Annotated in this window: 18 protein-coding genes and 2 pseudogenes; 6 read left to right on the forward strand and 14 right to left on the reverse strand. The window is 39.7% G+C overall.

The window, feature by feature from the left end; all coding sequences use genetic code 11:
* Window positions 1-43 precede the first annotated feature (43 nt).
* The 5 genes from cshA to PI20285_RS07790 form a co-directional block, all read right to left on the reverse strand.
* Entirely contained in the window at window positions 44-1,618 is a 1,575-nt protein-coding gene (cshA, locus tag PI20285_RS07770; protein WP_057775407.1) for a degradosome RNA helicase CshA, read from the reverse strand.
* Between the two features lie 185 nt (window positions 1,619-1,803).
* A complete protein-coding gene (locus tag PI20285_RS07775) occupies window positions 1,804-3,180 on the reverse strand; it encodes a UDP-N-acetylmuramoyl-tripeptide--D-alanyl-D-alanine ligase (RefSeq protein WP_057775405.1) in 1,377 nt (458 codons plus the stop codon).
* A 180-nt stretch (window positions 3,181-3,360) separates the two neighbouring features.
* On the reverse strand, window positions 3,361-4,098 hold the full coding sequence (locus PI20285_RS07780; RefSeq protein WP_231908617.1) for a hypothetical protein: 738 nt from the start codon (window positions 4,096-4,098) through the stop codon (window positions 3,361-3,363).
* Window positions 4,099-4,214: 116 nt separating this feature from the next.
* Window positions 4,215-5,117: a zinc metalloprotease HtpX gene (htpX, locus tag PI20285_RS07785; RefSeq protein ID WP_057775401.1), complete on the reverse strand. Its 903-nt coding sequence runs from the start codon at window positions 5,115-5,117 to the stop codon at window positions 4,215-4,217.
* Between the two features lie 30 nt (window positions 5,118-5,147).
* A complete protein-coding gene (locus tag PI20285_RS07790; RefSeq protein WP_057775399.1) occupies window positions 5,148-5,738 on the reverse strand; it encodes a LemA family protein in 591 nt (196 codons plus the stop codon).
* 103 nt (window positions 5,739-5,841) lie between these two features.
* On the opposite strand from PI20285_RS07790, the gene PI20285_RS07795 reads away from it, so the two are divergent.
* Entirely contained in the window at window positions 5,842-6,309 is a 468-nt protein-coding gene (locus PI20285_RS07795; RefSeq protein WP_057775396.1) for a low molecular weight protein-tyrosine-phosphatase, read from the forward strand.
* 46 nt (window positions 6,310-6,355) lie between these two features.
* Here the strand turns inward: PI20285_RS07795 and PI20285_RS07800 are convergent, their stop codons facing one another.
* Window positions 6,356-7,057 (reverse strand): class A sortase, encoded by a 702-nt coding sequence (locus PI20285_RS07800; RefSeq protein WP_057775395.1) that lies wholly within the window; start codon window positions 7,055-7,057, stop codon window positions 6,356-6,358.
* Window positions 7,058-7,146: 89 nt separating this feature from the next.
* Here PI20285_RS07800 and PI20285_RS07805 point away from each other — a divergent pair.
* Window positions 7,147-7,608, forward strand: a pseudogene (locus PI20285_RS07805) (MFS transporter); the annotation flags it as partial.
* Between the two features lie 17 nt (window positions 7,609-7,625).
* On the opposite strand, the gene PI20285_RS07810 reads toward PI20285_RS07805, so the two are convergent.
* Window positions 7,626-8,555 carry an IS3 family transposase gene (locus tag PI20285_RS07810; RefSeq protein WP_105782215.1) on the reverse strand — a complete coding sequence of 310 codons (930 nt, stop codon included), beginning with the start codon at window positions 8,553-8,555 and terminating at the stop codon, window positions 7,626-7,628.
* The gene (locus tag PI20285_RS07815; RefSeq protein ID WP_063696809.1) at window positions 8,504-9,040 is read right to left on the reverse strand and encodes a helix-turn-helix domain-containing protein; all 537 of its coding nucleotides are present in this window, start codon (window positions 9,038-9,040) and stop codon (window positions 8,504-8,506) included. Before PI20285_RS07815 ends, PI20285_RS07810 begins: the two co-directional genes overlap by 52 nt.
* A 54-nt stretch (window positions 9,041-9,094) precedes the next feature.
* Between PI20285_RS07815 and PI20285_RS07820 the strand changes: the two are divergent.
* Window positions 9,095-9,880: pseudogene (locus PI20285_RS07820) on the forward strand (MFS transporter); the annotation flags it as partial.
* Window positions 9,881-10,051: 171 nt separating this feature from the next.
* Window positions 10,052-11,341 carry an ISL3 family transposase gene (locus PI20285_RS07825; protein WP_245080569.1) on the forward strand — a complete coding sequence of 430 codons (1,290 nt, stop codon included), beginning with the start codon at window positions 10,052-10,054 and terminating at the stop codon, window positions 11,339-11,341.
* Window positions 11,342-11,441: 100 nt separating this feature from the next.
* Here the strand turns inward: PI20285_RS07825 and PI20285_RS07830 are convergent, their stop codons facing one another.
* The 6 genes from PI20285_RS07830 to PI20285_RS07855 all read right to left on the reverse strand — a co-directional run bounded on the left by PI20285_RS07830 (window position 11,442) and on the right by PI20285_RS07855 (window position 17,463).
* The gene (locus tag PI20285_RS07830) at window positions 11,442-11,699 is read right to left on the reverse strand and encodes a type B 50S ribosomal protein L31 (protein ID WP_057773253.1); all 258 of its coding nucleotides are present in this window, start codon (window positions 11,697-11,699) and stop codon (window positions 11,442-11,444) included.
* Between the two features lie 108 nt (window positions 11,700-11,807).
* Window positions 11,808-13,100: a transcription termination factor Rho gene (rho, locus tag PI20285_RS07835; protein ID WP_057773251.1), complete on the reverse strand. Its 1,293-nt coding sequence runs from the start codon at window positions 13,098-13,100 to the stop codon at window positions 11,808-11,810.
* Between the two features lie 8 nt (window positions 13,101-13,108).
* Window positions 13,109-14,389, reverse strand: a complete 1,281-nt coding sequence (locus PI20285_RS07840; RefSeq protein WP_057773249.1) for a UDP-N-acetylglucosamine 1-carboxyvinyltransferase — start codon at window positions 14,387-14,389, stop codon at window positions 13,109-13,111.
* 234 nt (window positions 14,390-14,623) lie between these two features.
* Window positions 14,624-16,222, reverse strand: coding sequence for a CTP synthase (locus tag PI20285_RS07845; protein ID WP_057773246.1), 1,599 nt, complete (start codon window positions 16,220-16,222; stop codon window positions 14,624-14,626).
* A 176-nt stretch (window positions 16,223-16,398) separates the two neighbouring features.
* The gene (rpoE, locus tag PI20285_RS07850) at window positions 16,399-16,977 is read right to left on the reverse strand and encodes a DNA-directed RNA polymerase subunit delta (protein ID WP_057773244.1); all 579 of its coding nucleotides are present in this window, start codon (window positions 16,975-16,977) and stop codon (window positions 16,399-16,401) included.
* Window positions 16,978-17,022: 45 nt separating this feature from the next.
* On the reverse strand, window positions 17,023-17,463 hold the full coding sequence (locus PI20285_RS07855) for a YwiB family protein (RefSeq protein WP_057773242.1): 441 nt from the start codon (window positions 17,461-17,463) through the stop codon (window positions 17,023-17,025).
* Window positions 17,464-17,612: 149 nt separating this feature from the next.
* Between PI20285_RS07855 and PI20285_RS07860 the strand changes: the two genes are divergently transcribed.
* On the forward strand, window positions 17,613-18,989 hold the full coding sequence (locus PI20285_RS07860) for an HD domain-containing protein (RefSeq protein WP_057773240.1): 1,377 nt from the start codon (window positions 17,613-17,615) through the stop codon (window positions 18,987-18,989).
* Entirely contained in the window at window positions 18,986-19,789 is an 804-nt protein-coding gene (gene yidA, locus PI20285_RS07865) for a sugar-phosphatase (RefSeq protein WP_057773238.1), read from the forward strand. The genes PI20285_RS07860 and yidA overlap by 4 nt, the downstream gene beginning before the upstream one ends.
* Window positions 19,790-19,832 lie beyond the last annotated feature (43 nt).

The following is a 19,832-nucleotide window of genomic DNA, read 5'->3' on the forward strand; positions in this document are numbered from 1 at the left end:
TTTGTGACCAAATGTCTAAGTAATCGTCTCTTCATATTAATTTCTAATTATGTTCGCGAATGGTAAATTTGCGATTCGATGAAGAATGACGATTTCCACCGTTATTGCTACCATTACTGCTACTATTATTCTTCTTGTAGTTACTGTGACCACGATCAGATGACTTGCCACGACTGTCGCGGCTATCACCACGTCCGCCACGATAACTACTACTGCTATTGCTGCGACGCTTGTTGTTACCACGGTAACCACCGCCACGATGACCGCCACCATTATGACCCTTGCCGCCCTTATGGTTTGGCAATGGTCGTTCAGGAGTGATTTTCACCTTAACTTGGCTTGAATCAGTCTTCGTCTCACTGTTAAGTAAGGCTGCAGCTAATTGTTCAGGAGTGTACTTTTCAAGTAATTCCTTTGTTTGGTCACTGAATTGGTCTTCTTTTGTGCCCTTAACAAGATCATCAATAGCTTTTTCAGCAATTGTCACACGACCTTGGAAAGCTTCAGCATCTGTTGGTGGCTTAAGAGGAAGCAAACGCTTCTTAGTAAGCTTTTCAACATCACGAAGATAATCCATTTCCCATGGGGTTACAAATGTAACGGAAACACCATGTGCTCCAGCACGACCTGTACGGCCAATTCGATGGACATAACTGTCAGGATCTTGTGGAATATCATAGTTATAAACATGGGTAACTCCAGAAATATCAAGTCCACGAGCTGCAACATCAGTAGCAACTAAAATGCTAACTTGACCATTTCGGAATTTTTGTAAAATACTTGAACGACGTTGTTGAGTAAGATCACCATGAATCCCAGCAGCATTGTAGCCACGAGCTTCTAATCCACGGGAAACTTCATCAACACGACGCTTTGTACGTCCAAACACCAAAGCCAATTTGGGTGTTTGAACATCCAAAATGCGAGTCAACATATCAAATTTTTCAAATTCTTTTGATTTAATATAGTATTGATCCACTAAATCAGTAGTTAATTCTTTTGATTTAACTGTGATTTGCTCTGGATCTGTCATGAACTTCACACCAATTTTTTTCATAGCTGGTGGCATTGTTGCTGAGAACAATAAAGTCTGACGACTAGATGGTGTTTCTGAAATGATAGATTCGATATCAGGCAAGAAGCCCATATCTAACATATCATCAGCTTCATCCAAAACTAATGTTTGAACATTTTCCAACTTAATTGTGTGACGACGAATATGATCTAACAAACGACCAGGTGTCCCAACAATAATTTGAGGATGACTCTTCAAATTCTTGATTTGGCGACGAATATCGGCACCACCATATACAACTTGCACTTTAACATGTTTTTCTCTACCTAAACGGTAAAGTTCTTCTTGTGTTTGAATGGCAAGTTCACGAGTTGGTGAAACCACTAATGCTTGCACATTAGGGTTATTCACATCAACGTGCTCTAAAATAGGTAAGCCAAATGCGGCTGTTTTTCCCGTTCCTGTTTGAGCCTGACCAATAATATCTTTGCCAGCTAAAACATGGGGAATTGTCTGAGCTTGAATCGGGGTTGGTTCCGTAAAACCACTTTCTGCGATGGTTTTTTGCAACTCATCCGATAACTCAAAATCTGTAAACTTCAAATAAATTTCCTCCTAGTGATATCGTGAAGCGCTTCTGTCAGAATCCAAAAGAAAATCCGTTCTTTTATCTTGCAATTCTGCGAAGTCGCTACTATAAACTTATAAACATAACCCTAATATCATACACCCGCGCATATAAATAAGCAAACCAGACCAATTGCTCTGATTTGCTTATACCGCTTCCTTTATGAGTCCCTCAAGCCTGCCAAGACTTTCTCAAGATGAATCCCGTGGCTCCCTTTTATCAGGATTTCATCTTTATTGGTTAATTTTGCATGCAGATCCGCAATTAACTGATCTTCTTGTTCAACTGAGTACCAATGAATCTGCTCATTTGGATACTTAGCTTTTAAGACGTTCTCCAAAGCCTTCATGTGGTTTCCCACCAAGTAAACCTGAGAAATTAGTTTAGGATCCAAATGATCAGATAAACTAATATGCATGGCATCAGATTGTTCGCCTAATTCCAACATATCTCCCAAAACAGCCATCCGTGAACCTGATGTTTCCGTACGGCTGAAAGAATCTAAAACTTCCTTAGCGGCTGTAGGATTAGAATTATACACATCACTCAAAATTGCTTCGCCAGCACTGCCTTGAACCCATTCAGTCCGGTTATGCGTAATCTGAAAATTACTTAACGCATCGCCAATTTTAGATGGATCCACATGGTAAGCCTTAGCTACCGCGATGGCCGCCAAAGCATTCATCACATTATACTTACCAATCATTGGAATTCGATACGTTTTCCCTGGCACCAAATTAATCTCAAAGTCTGTATGATCCTTTGCCCACTGAATATTGCTAGCAAAAAGATCATCAGCCGCACTTTCTCCAAACGTATATTGTTGCTGCTCCACTTGCTTACTACGTTCTCTTAAAAGAGGCTCGTCACCATTGTAAATAAACAAACCGTCTTCTTTTAAGCCATCAGTAATTTCTAGTTTGGCATCAGCAATTTTATCGCGGGTGCCAAAAAATTCAATATGCGCCTCCCCGATCATTGTAATCACAACTGTATCGGGCTGAACCATTTTGCTTAAGAAATCTAATTGTCCAGGATGATCCATACCCATTTCAACAACCACAACTTCTGTATTGGCATTCATATTTAATAACGTGATCGGAACCCCAATCCCATTATTAAAGTTAGCCTCTGTTTTAACCACATTATACTCAGTTTCTAATAGAGATGCGGTCATGTCTTTTGTCGTAGTTTTCCCATTGCTGCCGGTAATTGCCACGACTTTTGGATTAATTTTTTTCAAATAATAAACTGCTAATTTTTGTAATGCCGTTAGTGGATCGTCCACAACTAAAGCTGGATAATCGCTAGGTACATCTTCATGATCTTTAGCCCATAATGTCGCAACCGACCCATTTTTTATGGCAGTATCCACAAATTCATGGCCGTCACGCTGACCCTGTAATGGAATAAATAGTGAATTTGGCCGTGCCTTGCGGCTATCAAACTCTACGTTTGCAATCGTAATTGCCGCCCAAGTTTCAGGTACATCTTCAATTCCAATCGCATTGGCAATCTCTGTCAACTGCATTTTCATTTTATCCATACTCCTAATTGTTTTTAAATTTAGAACCTTTAAATTATACCACATACCGTTTTTTGGCTATTTTCTTGCTCATTTTAATAAAAAGAATTAAGACAACAAGTCTGTTATCCAGGCTCGCATCTTAATCCAAAGTTGTAAATTTATTTTAAAACACAGACATTAAGTCAATCTTTAATAAAATTGATCATCCTCAAATGCGTGTGAATCGGTAATGACTAAATGCCAATGCCCACTCACCATATTATAGCGAAGGACCGCCACTTGTTTTGCCTTATTATATAGCGAAGTCCGACTGCGATAAATTGGTGATTGGCCGTTTTCTTCAGCCATCAAAATTGGCACCCGATATTGTTTTTCTTGCTCAAAAGCTTGGTCAAACGCAAAAATAATTCCGCTACTTAGAATTGGGGTCAACTGCCGCAACATTGATTGAGGGATATCCGCAAAGTTATCAAACCTTCTAAACATCCTGCGTTCGTTAAATGCTTGCCGTGTATGCCGAATTAATGATCCATTGAGGACAGGATAAAAGCTCTTCAGCTTTCGATAGTAAACCTTTAGATGTTTACTTCCTAACGAAAGAAAAGCAAAATCATTCTGCAATTTATAAGAAAATGGTGTGGTGTAATGGGTATGCATATGTCCCAAAAACAGCAACTCCGCAATTTCTTCTGGTAGTAATTCGTCTAATCCATCTGAACGAGAATAATCTAGCCAACTAATATGCTCTGCTTTAGGGTTAGTTAGATATTTGCGGATATTAAAAGTCCCGCTAACTGTATTTAGTTGGGTATGCGGATCAATACTTAAATTATCGTTAATTGGCGTGTTTAACACCAAAATATGCGTTGGTATTCTTGGAATGCCACGTAAGAAGTCTTCAACACTTAGTCCTCTTGAATATATCAAGTTTGCGATAGGCTCCAAGTGGATATATACGAAATCATCCCGCATGATCTTAATAGCTCACTTTCACTAAATTATCTGTTCAAGTTATTATTATACGCCCAAATTTGTTAAAGAACTTACATCTTTTCAAGTCTTTCAATTCGTTCCTCAATTGGTGGATGCGTATCAAACAAATGAGAGAAACCCTTTTTCTTCTTTAAAGGATCCGAAATGTACAAAGCCGCGCTAGTCGGGTCTGCTTCTTTCATGGGATCACTTGAAGAAATTTTTTCTAATGCTGTAATCAGGCCTTGCGGATTTCGCGTAAGTTCCACGCTTGAAGCATCGGCTAAATATTCCCGATTCCGGGACAATGCCATCTGGGCAATCGACGCAGCTAACGGTCCCAAAATAATCAACAATATTGAAACAATTAGTAACACAATCTGCATGTTGCCACCTTCTGAATTGTTGTTATTGCTTCGTCGTCGGTTGCCACCGCCCCACCAAAACGAATGCATCCCAATATTTACCAGCATCGAAATGGCCGCAGATAATGCCAATGCAATGGTTTGTAACCGAATGTCATAATTTCGAATATGAGAAATTTCGTGGCCTAAAACGCCTTCCATTTCTTCTCGGTTTAACCGCTGCATAATGCCGCTTGTCACCGCAACCGCAGCATGTTTAGGATCATTACCAGTTGCAAAAGCATTCGGACTTGCATCATCAATTATATAAACTTTTGGCATTGGAACTTTACCAACTAAAGCCATATCTTCAACAATGTGCCAAAGTTCCGGTTGCTCATCTTCGCTAACCTCGTGGGCGTGATTCATCCGCATGACGACTGACGTTGATTGTGAAATCATGAGTCCCATATAAACGATTGCAATCACGGCCGCCATGATTAGGCCTGAGGTAGCACTATTAAAAAATACATACCCCAATGCACCACCAATTAAGAGGACCAATAAACTAAATCCCACCATGACATAAACGGTTCGCCGCTTATTACGTGCAATTTGTTGAAACAGCATTGTTAATCACTCCCTGTCAGCCTACAGATTCTATAAATCTTCGTACTTTTTAAACGATACATCTGGTGTCTTGGTTTCTTCCTCAGGCACTTGTAAGTATGTGGCAGCTTTAAAACTTGTCATTCCAGCGACCAAATTACTTGGGAAGGTTTGTAACTTCATGTTGTAACTAGCCACGCTTGAATTAAACAATTGCCGTGAATAAGCGATCTTATTTTCTGTATTCGTCAATTCTTCCATTAACTTTGTAAACTCGGCGCTTGCCTTCAAATCTGGATAATTTTCAGATAAGGCGAACACACTCTTTAACTGACCGCTCAATTGATCAGACAACTGCATGGTTTGTAGTCGTTCTGCATCCGTTGTTTGTGGCTTGTCTGTTGCAGCCACCAATTGATTACGTAATTCAACCACTTTCGTAAAGGTGCTTTTTTCATATGAAGCATACCCTTGAACGGTTGAAACTAAATTGGGAATCAGATCATTCCGTCGTTTAAGTTGGACATTAATTTGGCTCCATGATTCTTGTGTATAAGTTCTGGCCTTTACCAGATTGTTATATAATAAAATATACAATCCAATTAAAAGGACCACAACAACTGCGATTATTATCCCTGTCATGTGAATTCTCCTCTACAATTTGATACCTTGATGATACCAGACCGCCGCCGCTTTATAAAGCATTAGGTAAGTAATTTAAAAACTTTTAGGATTAGGTGATTTTATGAAAAAAATTTTATTTGTTTGTCTCGGTAATATTTGCCGTTCACCCATGGCTGAAGCACTATTTCGCCAAAGAATTATCCAGGCCAACTTAAATGAACAGTTTCTCGTCGATTCAGCAGGCACAAGCGATTGGGAAGAAGGTAATCGTCCTCACCCGCAAACTCTGGCGGTCTTGAAAAAGCATCATATCCCCGCCGAGAATTTGGTTTCTCGTCCAGTTTCTGCTAGTGATTTTCAAAAATTCGATCTGATCATTGGCATGGATCATCAAAATGTTTCAGATCTTAAGACTTTGGCACCTGCCGCATCCCCCGCAAAGATTAACCTGTTCATGTCCGTTGCTTCCCAAAACAAAGATTCTGATGTCCCAGATCCTTGGTATACGCATAAATTTGAAGCAGCTTATCAACAAATCTCTGCCGGTGTTGATCAGTGGATCACTTTTTTAACCAATCCCCAAAAATAAAAGACCCGACATTTGTCGGATCTTTTTTGGTTAGATTTGAAGAAATTTACTTGTTATTGAAGTTTTTTGCAAAGCTCTGTTGAATTTTTTTCGGAGCTTTTTTGTATGCAACGGAACCTTCGTATTTACCGCGGATCATCAATCGATTGGCCCCGGTAGCATCACAAGTAATGAGGGTAATCAATTTTTTGTTTGGGACATCTTCAATGACATCCACCCGCGTGGCCGCAATAAACTTTCGTTCGGTGGCTTTATAACTATAAATCCGTTTAAGGTCTGTCACATAAATCATCATCCCAGGCCGCATCTTCCAATACAAAGGACTAAATAAAACATCCTTACGAACCATATGGTGCCCAGCTAACGCATAGTTGCCTTGCCCCATTTTCATGTCGGCTTTTAACGCAGCCGCTGTTAATGCTAAATTTTCGTTCGTTACACCATTTGTTATGGGTAGGTTTAGTTTTACCTGGGGAATACTTATTTCGCCCACTACGTCCAATTTTGAAGCATTAGCGCGTGCCTTAGCTACCGTTTGAAAGTCCAGCGACTTAACACTTTGAAAATCATAGCTGGCTTTCTTCTTTTTATTTTTCACAATTGTTTGTTGGGTAACCTGGGGCTTATACGAATCAACCAACCAATTTTTAATTTGCGCATTAAAAATCAACGCCAAACTCAAAACTAATAAAAGAAGAACTAGGATTGTGGCTAACCATTTTTTTACTCTGTTATTCTTTTTAGACATGTGCGTCTCCTCATCAATCAAATAGTGGTATTCTAATAAATATAGTTTTTATTGGTCTAATTTAATTTTAGAAAGGTCGTCTGATTTTGATTGCCAAAATACAAGGTTTCTTTTCAAAAAAGCGTGCGCCATGGGAACAAAATCTAATTGTCCTTTGGTTTGGCACCTTTATGGCCGGAATGGCTTTTAGTGAAGTTATGCCCTTCCTGTCGTTATATGTCGACACTCTTGGCCAATTTAGTAAGCAACAACTTACATTTTACAGTGGTATTACATATTCTGCAACTTATTTAGTTACCGCTTTAGTTTCACCAATCTGGGGAAGGTTAGCCGATTCTAAGGGGCGAAAGTTAATGATCCTCCGGGCCTCCTTAGGAATGGCAATCGTCCTCGGTGCAATGGGTCTTGTGCAAAATATCTGGCAATTGATTGCATTGCGGATGCTTCAAGGTGTTTTTTCCGGATATATTAGTAACTCCAATGCACTTCTTGCCACGGAAACTCCGAAAGAAAAAAGCGGCCTAGCGCTAGGAACCCTTGAAGTGAACCCATAAAATTGGACAAATATTTATGCTGCTTTTTGAACGGCGAGTTCTCGGTATTTTACCGGAGACTTGCCGTTTAATTTTGTTTTGATTCGACGATTATTATAAAAGCCTATCCATTCGGTCATTGCTTGGATTAAGCTAGCTTTATCTTCAAAATGTTCATCCATCATTTCAGCCTTCATAATGTGAAAGAAAGACTCCATCGCCGCATTATCAAGACAAGTTGCTTTACGTGACATGCTTTGATAAACGTGATGTTTCTTTAAAACCTGCTGCCAGTGTCGATGTTGATACTGAAAGCCTTGGTCAGTATGGACCGTTGTCCGGTAATTTAGTTTTGGTAGTTTTTCTAAAGCCTCCTTAAGTGGTTTAATTGCGAATTTAACTGTTGGATGTTCACTAATATTGAATGCTAGAATTTCTCCAGAAAACAAATCAAGAACTGGTTCGAGATAAACTCGTTCGTTCATTCCCATGCTTCCATATCTGAATTCACTAACGTCTGCGACGAGCTTTTGATAAGGTCTATCGGTTTTGAAGCGTCGCTTTAAGCGATTAGTGGCAATTTTACCCACTAAACCTTTATATGAATTATATTTTTTGGTTTGTCGATTAAAGGCATGACACAACCACCAGTGTTCCTGCATAATTCGTAAAACGCGTTTATGATTAACTTTAAATCCTAAATCATGTAATGCAGTTGTAAGTCTTCGGTAACCGTATTTTTTGGTGTATTTTGGATCTTTTTGGCGAATCTCGTCTATTGCTTGAATAATCTGGTCATCATCAAATTTACGTCTCTTATGACTCTGAGTGTAGTAATAAGTGCTGCGTGGAATTTGGATTACTTTAAGAATCAGCTTGATAGAAGTTTGGAATAGTTGCCTTAACTCGATGGCTATTTCTGAGATTTCTTTTGTACTGATTTTTTCCGAGTTAAGGCCTCTAATTTTTTTAGGTAGGTGTTCTCAATCTTTAACATTTCATTTTCTTTTTGAAGCTGTTTTAAATCCTCTTTGGCTGTATAATTGTCCTTTTGGACAATGGGTTTGCGGCTTTTATTCTTGTGTTTCACCATGTTCTTGGCGTTGCCTCGCTTTCGCTCTAGACCCACAATTCCTAATGCTTTAAACCGACTTTCCCATTGCCAAATAGTACTCGGCGAGGATAAGTTAAAATGTAAGGCAGTTACTGGAAGCGAGGCCTGATTTTGTTTTCTCCAGTTTAATACATTGACTTTGAACTGGCTAGCATATTCTAAATCCATTGCTTTGCGTTTAAGACCGTTAAGGCCAAATTTCTCATATCTTTGAATCCAATTTAAAACTGTGGCACTACTACCAATCCTGTATTTATGTGCTAATGAATTAACGGTCAGACCACCCAAATATCCAGTTACTACTTTCACTTTGAAATCAAAATTAAATTTAACCATAAAAGAACCCCCAAGATTAGATTTTATCTGTCCAATCTTGGGGGTTCACTTCACCTTTCGACTGGCTATGTCAGTGGAAACTTGATTGGTCCGCTGCTTGGTGGTGCCTTAGCCGAGTTTTTCTCGTACAGAGTAACCTTCTTTATTACAGGTGGTCTTTTACTAATTGTCTTTTTTCTCAGTTATTTTTTTGTCCATGAACACTTCCATCCGGTACAACGTGCCAAAGCGTTGTCTACCAGGGAAGTCATTGGTAAATTACAAAATCCTAAAATCGTATTTGGCATGTTTATAACCACCATGATCATTCAAGCATCCAATAATTCGATTACTCCCATTTTAAGTTTGTATGTCCGCCAATTAATGCATAACATCGGCCCGGTTACGTTAATTGCCGGTGTGGTAGCAGCCATTCCCGGCATCGCGACCTTATTCTCTGCACCTCGTTTGGGCGAAATTGGAGATCGAATCGGCACTGAAAAGATTTTATCAATTGGCTTTATTTTTGCGATTTGTATGTATATCCCCATGGCGTTTGTGCACACCGTTTGGTTGTTAGCTTTCTTCCGCTTTATGGTGGGAATCTCTGACGGTGCTATGTTACCAGCTGTTCAAGCCATTCTTTCTAAACGATCTCCTGCTGAAGTAACCGGCCGTGTTTTCAGCTGGAACCAATCCTTTCAGGCTCTTGGCAACATGTCCGGTCCACTAATTGGCTCCGCTGTTTCTGGCGCTTTCGATTACAGATCAGTGTTTATCTCAACTTCTGTGCTAGTCGCCTTAAATTTTATCTTAGTTCAAATAAATACCCATTCCGATCGACATGCAAGGACAAACTAAAAAACCAGTTTATCTTTTAACCACCAAAATTTTGGTGACTTTTAGATAGACTGGCTTTTATTTTAGACAATAAAAAAGTTCAACCCGGCATTTCTGGGTCTACACTTTCTGGTATTGGTGAATAACTGATACCAGTTTTTATTTTGAAAATTAAAAGGACATCTGTCCTCTTTGTGCTACGATTTAATCACCAAACAAAATCGAAAAGAGGAAAAACAGATGTCCCTAACTAATTCTATCTTAAGCTTGTTTGAAATGACAGACCCAAATATAACCGTAACTGGTGTTACCAAGAAACGTTGCCCGAATGGACAACGAATTCATGTCGTTCACGCCAACCTTTCTTATCAGCTTGTGAAATGTCCCCATTGTGGCCATAAAAGTCTAATTAAAAACGGTACCCACGTTAGTCATCTAAGGTTGGGAACCTTATCAGGCGGACGTTATGAAATGCAGCTAAGACGACAAAGATATCAATGCCAACATTGTTTAAAAACCTGTGGAGCTAAAACTAACCTCGTTAGACGTAATGAAACTTTTACCCACAATGTTAAACATCAGGTCATTGTGCTAGCTCGTGACATGCTGACCAGTAAAGAAATCGCTAAAATTTGTGGCATTTCACCAAGTAGTGTGCAACGTATTTTAAATGCAAATATTCACTTGGCTTACCGTGTTAAGCAACTTCCACCAAATCTTTGTTTCGATGAATTTCGTTCCTGTAATCACTGGATGTCCTTTAATTGTTGCGATGCCGTTAGTCATCGCCGAATTGTTACTTTAAAAGATCGGCTAAGTAAAGATATCATTGACTACTTTGAAGCTCGTTTTTCGGTTCAAGAACGTGCCCAAGTTCAATCAGTGACGATTGACATGAATGCTGAATATGGCAGCTTCATTCATCGCTTATTTCCCAATGCGGCCACGATTATCGATCGTTTCCATATTATTCAACTGGCTGGGCGTGCCTTAGATAATGAACGCACGCAGACCATTCGTACTATCCAAGATAAGCATTCACGAATTTATCATATTTTAAAATCTCAATGGCGTTTATTTCATCTTGATGAAATAAAAGTTAATGATTCTAAGGCTGTTTATTTACGCGGAATTAACGAGTATATGACCCAACAGAACGCCATCGACCTTGCCTTAGATGAATTTCCAGAATTCAAAACTGTGTATCAAACTTATCAAGGCATTCTAACTGCTATCCACCAAAAGAATGCCACGGGATTTAAAAATTTGATTACCAACTACCAAGTAGCTGGTAATCAAATGGACGTCACCATTTCAACCTTCGTTAAGAACGGCTCAGCAGTGCTCAACAGTTGTCGTTATCCGTATTCTAACGGTCCTATTGAAGGACTTAATCGCAAAATCAAGGTATTAAAGCGTAGCTGTTTTGGTTTTCGAAATATTCATAACTTCTTCATTCGTATCAGTTTAATTCATGAGTAAACAAAAAGCACATTCACCGAAGTGAACATGCCTTCAAAAATCTCTACCAATACAGTTTGACAGAGACCCGCATTTCTGCGGGTCAAACTTTTTAAAATGCTTATTTGTTGTCGTCTGTAAGACCGTATTTCTTGTTGAAACGATCGACAGTACCATCGACTTGGTTGAACTTCTGACGACCAGTGTAGAATGGGTGTGAGTCAGATGAAATTTCAACACGAACTAATGGGTATTCTTTACCATCGTCCATTGTGATTGTTTCGTCGGTTGTCTTCGTTGAACCGGAAATAAATTTAAAACCAGTTGTTGAATCCTGAAATACGACTTCGTGATAATCTGGATGAATTCCTTTTTTCATGTTAGTACACTCCTTTGCCATGAGTCATTTACTGAGACATAGTTATTTTTCATTATTAATCAACGACCACTATAATATCATGAATATCTGTTAGACGCAAACCACTTTTTAGCGAGATGGTCGTTTTCGCCCTGTTGATTTGAACTTGACGTTTTCAATATCATGGATAAACTCTTGATCATTTTTTGTATTTTTTAAAAATTGTAATAGTTGCTCCGTTGTATCAAGCGAATCTCCGGTCATTGCACGGCGAATTCGCCACACTTCATCTAAGGTCCCTTGAGGCAACAAAAGCTCTTCTTTTCTGGTTCCTGATTGTTTAATATCCAAAGCAGGAAAAACCCGCCGTTCTGCAAGTTCACGCGACAAAACTAATTCTGAATTACCCGTTCCCTTAAATTCTTCATAGATGACATCATCTAACCGACTTCCTGTGTCAACTAGAGTTGTGCCCAGAATCGTTAAGCTGCCGCCCTCTTCGATATTTCGAGCTGCCCCAAAAAACTTTTTGGGTTTATAGAAGGCCGCTGGATCAATCCCTCCAGAAAGGGTGCGCCCACTCGGTGGAATCACCAAGTTGTACGCCCGGGTCAAACGGGTAATGGAGTCTAATAGGATCACAACATCTTCTTTATCCTCAACCAAACGAAGTGCCCGTTCTAAAACCAATTCAGAAACGCGAATATGGTTCTTTGGTTCTTTATCAAACGTTGATGACACAACTTCGCCTTTGATCGAACGTTCCAAATCAGTTACCTCTTCAGGCCGCTCATCAATTAGTAAAACAATGAGTTTAACTTTGGGATAGTTGGTTGTAATTCCGTTGGCGATGGCTTTTAAAAGCGTGGTTTTTCCGGCTTTTGGTGGAGCCACAATTAGTCCCCGTTGTCCAAAACCAATTGGAGTAAAAACGTCAACTAATCTGGTCGCTAAAGCTGTTGAGGTGGTTTCTAACTTAATTTGTTGTTTGGGATAAATCGGGGTCAATGCTGGAAAATGAGGCCGCTGCTTGGCGTCTTCTGGATTTTTACCATTAACCCGATCAACGTGCATAAGTCCATAATAGCGCTCGGAAGGTTTGGGATGTCTTGCCTTACCTGTAACAAGATCCCCATTACGAAGGCCAAACCTAGTAATCTGCGAAGCCGAAATGTAAATATCTTCTTGAGAGGGTCCGTAATTAATTGGTCGTAAAAAACCGAAGCCTTCTTGAGACACAATATCCAAGACGCCTTCCATTTCCACAAAATCTTGTTCTTTTGCCTGTGCACGAACCAGGGCCAGCGACAATTCCGCTTTGTTCATTTGTCCATAATAAGGAATCTTAAATTGACGCGCAAAACTATAGATTTGTTTGAGCGTCATATTTTGTAATTCCGCCATCGTTAGAAAATCGCTCATAAATACCCCTATTTCACTACTTCTGCTTCATCACTCACAATTTCAATATCGGCACCTAATTGCTGTAATTTATAGACAATTCGATCATACCCACGAAGAATATTCTCTGCTTTCCGAATCGTCGTCGTTCCGTGCGCCATAAGTCCGGCAATCATTAACGCCGCTCCTGCACGGATTTCTCCGGCTTCAACTGTGGCGCCATGCAGCTCATCCGTGTGATTAACGATGATAATATCATTTTCAACGCGAATGTCAGCGCCCATCTTTTGAAGCTGTGAAATATGTTTAATGCGTTTAGGATAGATGCTATCAATCACCAAACTGCTGCCGCTTGCTTTCATTAACGCAGGCGTAATTGGCTGTTGTAAATCAGTCGCAAACCCAGGGAACGGATTCGTTTTGATTTCAATGGCATGCAAATTAGTCGTCTTAGGCACATAAATACTGTCTTCTCCAACTTGCAGGTCTACGCCCAATTCAATCAGTTTTGAGTTAAAAGACTCCAAATGTTCCGGAATAATATTATTTATTTGAATTCCGTCACCAATTGAAGCTGCTAATGACAAATAAGTCCCAGCTTCAATGCGATCTGGAATAATTGTATGCGTTGCATTACTGCCTAGGCTATCTACACCCTCAATCCGAATCACATCAGTCCCAGCGCCCCGAATCTTGGCGCCCATACTATTCAAAAAGGACACTAAATCGATGATCTCAGGCTCACGAGCTGCATTCTCAATGGTTGTTTGACCATGAGCTTTAACAGCTGCCAAAATCACATTGATTGTTGCTCCAACTGACACGACATCTAAAAAGATATGTGCCCCATGGAGTTCATGCGTATCAGTTGTAATGTAGACAGAATCATTTTGTTCGTTAACCGTAGCTCCCAAAGCCTTGAATCCCTTAATGTGTTGATCGATTGGACGAGGCCCAATATTATCGCCACCAGGAAAGCTTACAGTTGCCCGTTTGAAACGACCAAGCAATGCTCCCATAAAGTAGTAGGAAGCACGCAAACTTTTAATTGCCTTACTAGGTAAGGCACTTTCAATTATGTTAGTTGGATCAATTTCCATGACACCATCTTTAAACGTAGAATGTACATTCATAGATTCAAGGATGATCATTAGATTATGAACATCTAAAATGTCAGGAACAGAGTCTAGGCGGACAGGGGTGTCGGCTAAAATTGCGGCTGGAATTAATGCCACTGTGCTGTTTTTTGCACCGCCAATTGTTATTTCACCGGAAAGTTGTTGTCCGCCTCGGATTACCATTTTTTTCATGTGTACTTTCCTCACTTATAAACATCCTAATAATTGTACAGTCAATTCTAATCATAAATAATCTATATCAAAAAAACAACCATAAATTTAAAGAAATTCCCATCTGAACCCGTGTAAGGGTTATTTTGTCTTAATAACTTATTCCTGATTAACTTATTTTTAATTTTTAGGCTCTAAAATAAAAAAATAGCGGATGAATTTAAAAAATTCAGCCACTACTCTTAATTTTATTGATTATGCGTTAGCAGCTTCAATGAAGGCTTTAAATAATCCTTCTGGACGCTGTGGACGTGATAAAAATTCTGGATGATATTGAGAAGCCACGAAAAATTTCTTCTCGGGCAATTCAATAACTTCAACCAAATGATTATCAGGTGATGTTCCAGAGAACACTAGTCCATGTTCTTGCATGGCATCCCGATATTCATTGTTAAATTCAAACCGATGACGATGACGTTCTTGAATGACATCCTGATCGTCATAAGCTTTTGCAGCTACAGAACCGGGTTTCAACTTGCATGGGTAAAGTCCCAAACGTTGGGTACCGCCCATGTCCTGAACGTCTTCTTGATCGGCCATTAAATCAATAATGTTATGTTTTGTGTCTTTATTCATTTCAGTAGAATTGGCATCCTTGAGTCCAAGGACATTGCGGGCATATTCAACGGAAGCCATCTGCATCCCTAAACAAATTCCTAAGAATGGCAAATCGCTCTCTCGTGCATATTGAATAGCTGTAATCATACCTTCAATCCCACGATCCCCAAAACCTCCAGGGACAATTAACCCGTCAACGTCGCCCAAAACTTCACCCACATTTTCTGGTGTAATTTGTTCGGAATCAACTTTTTTAATTTCGATTTTGGCATTAACTGGGTAACCGGCATGTTTCAAGGCTTCAGAAACAGAAATATAAGCATCTTGCAAAGCAACATATTTACCAACCAAGGCAATCTTCAGAGTATGATCGAGTCCATTACGGACATGTTCCGTCATTTGACGCCAATCTTCCATGTCAGCCTGTGGGGTTTTCAAACCAAAGTGGTCCATAATAATTTGGTCCATTCCTTGAGCCTGAAGGTTTAAAGGAATTTGGTAAAGATTATCCACATCGCGTGATTCAATCACGGCTTCTGGATCAACGTCACAGAACAACGCAATTTTATTTCGCATTGATTGGGTAATTGGTTGCTCAGTTCGGACAACCAAAATGTTTGGTTGAATCCCAACCCCACGCAATTCCTTGACACTATGTTGCGTTGGCTTAGTTTTCATTTCGCCAGCTGCTCGCAAGTAAGGAATCAAAGTTGTATGGATATAAACCACATTTTCAGAACCCACTTCACTCTTCATTTGACGTAAAGCTTCTAAGAATGGTAATGATTCGATATCACCAACCGTTCCCCCGATTTCAGTAATCACGATGTCTGAGTCGGTGATCGTGCCGGCACGCATGATTTTTTCCTTAATAGTGTCTGTAATATGTGGAATTACTTGAACCGTGGCACCTAAATAGTCACCATGGCGTTCCTTTTTTAAAACCTCAGAATAAATTTTTCCTGTTGTCACATTGGAATACTTATTTAAATCATTATCGATGAATCGTTCATAGTGACCCAAATCAAGATCTGTTTCCGTCCCATCATCTGTAACAAAAACTTCCCCATGTTGATATGGGCTCATCGTTCCGGGATCCACATTAATGTATGGATCAAACTTCTGGATGGTTACTTTCAAACCGCGATTCTTAAGCAAACGTCCGAGAGAAGCTGCAACGATTCCTTTTCCAAGTGAAGAAACAACACCGCCAGTGACAAAAATATATTTAGTCATTTTCTAACTCCTTTGAGGTTTTTTTAAGGGACAATCAAGAAATAATAAAAATGCTCCCTATTCATTTGGAATAGGGAGCACAATTTAAAATCCGTACTGTTGGCTTTGCACACAGCAAAGCGCCCAATAAAGATAATACAAGGTAACAAAGATAATGTCAAGCCTCGAAAAAGGTCTTATTCATCATCGTCAGAGTCATCATCGTCAAGTTCTGAAAGTTGCCCTTCAATCCCATCTGGTAAATCATCATCAGGTAAATCGTCACTGTCATCGTCTTTTGAGGAATCTGTGTAATCATCATTACTTGAATCAGCATCAAAATCGTCATCATCGTTTCCGGCAACAACATCATCATCTTCTGGATCATCAGCATCATAATCAATTACATCATCATCGTCAGCAGCATCAACTAAGAAAGCATTAACCTTCTTACGTTTCTTATGCTTAGGACGCGTATCATCTTCGTCTTCTTCAGTATGAATAATGGCTTCATCAATGGATTCGAAGGGATACCATGTTCGTAGGCCCCAACTGTTATCACCCAAAGAAATAAAGCTACCATCAGTATTTAAATCTGTATAGAATTGTGACAAACGTTCACGGAATTCTTCATCGGTTTTGCCAAGATACTGTTGAACTTCATTAGCGAGATCCACGAAAGCCATGGAATCACCGTGTTGCGCAAGAATTGCATGTGCAACCTCGATTAATGAAAGTTCTGTTTTGTCTTGTCCATCAAAAATTTTCAAGTCCAAAATGTTGCACGTCCTTTCAACAGTCTACTCCCTATAATACATTACTTAAGCTGTAAATTGCAATCTAATTTTGTAGTCTCCTAATAAACTTTCACCGGCAAACAATTGGTAATCAACTTTTACGGTTCCAGAAATTGGTCGATCACGCATGCGAATCTCTAAAAACGGCGTCACCGTGTCCACTGGTAAAATTCCATACGGCGTTCGATAGCGCGCCTGAATTCGTTTGCCATCACTAAAACGCAAACGTAATTTATTCTCGCCAGCTCGTGTTAACAACACATCCCCGTCTTCGTCAATTTTCATTGTTACTGGTATTTCGTTTTTTGTATGCTCATCTGTTTCTTGATAACGTAAATAAACTGAATCGCCCATTTGAAATAATTGGCCATCTTCGTCAAAAGCAAAATGTGATTGTTCGCCCTCTTGAGTAATAAACGTATCTAAATGGATGGCAATTGGCACACCAGTATCTAGTTCATCCATAAAAGTTGGCACCCCTTTTCAAAAAAACATCTTCCTTATAGTATAAACCAAAATGTCTCGTTCATCATAGTGTTTTGGCTTTAAATCACCAATCGCTAAAACTTTGTTATACTATTAATAAATAGTTTAAATGAAGGGAAGCTTGTTTCATGGATTATCGCAATAAATTGTTACCAATGGAAAAAGTGTTTCGAGATCCAGTTCATGATTATGTCTACGTCCAAAATCAGGTCATTTTAGATTTGATTAATACAAAAGAATTTCAACGGTTACGTCGTATACATCAACTGGGCACGACTTCACTTGTTTTCCACGGTGCTGAACACACCCGCTTTTCTCATTCATTAGGCTGTTACGAAGTTGCCCGCAGAATTTGTGATAATTTTGAACGCAACTATCCGTCACAAACACCAGATGATGGTCTCTGGGATAATTCAGAACGGCTAGTTACCCTTTGTGCCGCTCTTCTACATGATATCGGTCATGGTGCCTATTCTCATACTTTCGAGCATATTTTTCACACCGATCATGAAAGCTATACAGAACAAATCATTACCAATCCTGAAACTGAAGTCAATCAAGTTTTGCGCCAAGTGTCACCTAAATTTCCTGACGAAGTGGCTAGCGTCATTTCACACAAATATCCCAATCCCCAGGTTGTTCAAATGATTTCTAGCCAAATTGATGCCGACCGGATGGACTATTTACTTCGTGATTCTTACTATACTGGCACTAATTATGGCACATTTGATTTAACGCGGATTTTACGGGTCATGCGCCCCTACAAAGGTGGCATCGCCTTTTCAATTAGTGGCATTCATGCCGTCGAAGATTTTATTGTTAGTCGTTTTCAAATGTACTTACAGGTTTACTTTCATCCCGTTTCTCGTTCGATGGAAATGATTTTAAGCCACTTGCTGCAACGAGCCAACGAAATTTATGGCAATAATCAAAATGAGGCTGAACAACAACGCGAATTCATCCCCTATTTTCTAATTCCGTTTTTTAATCACACGGCAACTGTCGCAGATTACTTACGTTTAGACGACGGCGTTTTAAATACGTATTTTCAACAGTGGGAGGATGACAAAGACCCCGTCTTAAACGACCTATCCAATCGCTTTTTAAATCGAATTCCACTTAAGTCTATGCGTTTCACCCATGAAACAGAATACTTGCTGCCAGAATTACGTCAGTTGATCGAAAAAGCTGGTTTTAATAGTACGTATTATACGGCCATCAACGATAGTTATGACTTACCTTATGACGCTTATGACCCTAGTACCAGCAAACCACGAACGCAAATCGAGCTCATGCAACACGATGGCAGTTTAGTGGAACTATCGACCGTTAGTGCTCTGGTAGCTGCCATCACCGGCCGTGTTTCTGGAGATCAACGTTTCTTCTTCCCGAAAAAAATGTTGTCTCAAGACGACGGCGAACTTTTTCACCCAATCTATAAAGAATTCCAAACTTACATTAAAAATGGCGTTTTATTAGACGCAAAAGGAGACCATCTTTCATGATTAAAATAATTGCCATTGATTTAGATGGCACACTCCTCACGGATGACAAACACATTACCGTCAAAACAGTCGCTGTGATCAAAAAGGCTAGTCAAGCTGGCATCAAAGTCGTTTTGTGTACCGGTCGCCCACTTACCGGTGTTGCTGAGCATTTGCGCACCCTAGGGCTTTCAGGTGACGATCAATATGTCATCACTTTCAACGGTGCTTTAGTCCAAACAATCGAGGGGCAAGTGTTAATTCACCATACCTTAAATTATAATGACTATGTTGATTTAGAGGCCTTAAGTCGCAAATTGCACAATCATTTCCATGTTGAAACAGAAAATCATATTTATACTGCCAATAAAAACATTAGCCCGTACACGATTGGCGAAAGTTTTTACGTCCGAATGGGGATTCGCTATCGCGATGTCAATGATATGCCAACTAGTTTAAAGATTTCTAAGGCGATGTTCATTGATCCCCCAGAAAAAATTACGACTCTTCAAAAGAAACTTCCCCAAACTTTTTTGGATAAATATACTTTTGTCCAAAGCGAGCCTTATTTTCTTGAGGCTCTCAACAAATCCGCCAGCAAAGGTAACGCTCTGAGAGATTTAACTAAACGTCTTGATTTGCTTTCTGAAAATGTCATGGCGATTGGCGATCAAGGAAACGACTTATCCATGCTGCAATTTGCTGATACAGCGGTTGCCATGGGAAATGCCATCCCCGAAGCCAAAGAACTTGCCTCATTTGTTACCAGTACGAATGAAGAAGATGGGGTGGCCAAGGCCATTCAAAAATTTGCTTTTTAATCATCAAAATAAGGACACGCTGTTTTTTAAACAGCGTGCCCTT

It is taken from the genome of Pediococcus inopinatus, from assembly GCF_002982135.1.
Lineage (GTDB): Bacteria > Bacillota > Bacilli > Lactobacillales > Lactobacillaceae > Pediococcus > Pediococcus inopinatus.

Excerpts from the sequence above, each read along its gene's own strand:
- PI20285_RS07775 (WP_057775405.1), bottom strand. The coding sequence starts at position 3,180 with ATGAAAATGCAGTTGACAGAGATTGCCAATGCGATTGGAATTGAAGAT.
- htpX (WP_057775401.1), bottom strand. The coding sequence starts at position 5,117 with ATGCTGTTTCAACAAATTGCACGTAATAAGCGGCGAACCGTTTATGTC.
- PI20285_RS07790 (WP_057775399.1), bottom strand. The coding sequence starts at position 5,738 with ATGACAGGGATAATAATCGCAGTTGTTGTGGTCCTTTTAATTGGATTG.
- PI20285_RS07795 (WP_057775396.1), top strand. The coding sequence starts at position 5,842 with ATGAAAAAAATTTTATTTGTTTGTCTCGGTAATATTTGCCGTTCACCC.
- PI20285_RS07800 (WP_057775395.1), bottom strand. The coding sequence starts at position 7,057 with ATGTCTAAAAAGAATAACAGAGTAAAAAAATGGTTAGCCACAATCCTA.
- PI20285_RS07815 (WP_063696809.1), bottom strand. The coding sequence starts at position 9,040 with ATGGTTAAATTTAATTTTGATTTCAAAGTGAAAGTAGTAACTGGATAT.
- PI20285_RS07830 (WP_057773253.1), bottom strand. The coding sequence starts at position 11,699 with ATGAAAAAAGGAATTCATCCAGATTATCACGAAGTCGTATTTCAGGAT.
- rho (WP_057773251.1), bottom strand. The coding sequence starts at position 13,100 with ATGAGCGATTTTCTAACGATGGCGGAATTACAAAATATGACGCTCAAA.
- PI20285_RS07840 (WP_057773249.1), bottom strand. The coding sequence starts at position 14,389 with ATGAAAAAAATGGTAATCCGAGGCGGACAACAACTTTCCGGTGAAATA.
- PI20285_RS07845 (WP_057773246.1), bottom strand. The coding sequence starts at position 16,222 with ATGACTAAATATATTTTTGTCACTGGCGGTGTTGTTTCTTCACTTGGA.
- PI20285_RS07855 (WP_057773242.1), bottom strand. The coding sequence starts at position 17,463 with ATGGATGAACTAGATACTGGTGTGCCAATTGCCATCCATTTAGATACG.
- PI20285_RS07860 (WP_057773240.1), top strand. The coding sequence starts at position 17,613 with ATGGATTATCGCAATAAATTGTTACCAATGGAAAAAGTGTTTCGAGAT.
- yidA (WP_057773238.1), top strand. The coding sequence starts at position 18,986 with ATGATTAAAATAATTGCCATTGATTTAGATGGCACACTCCTCACGGAT.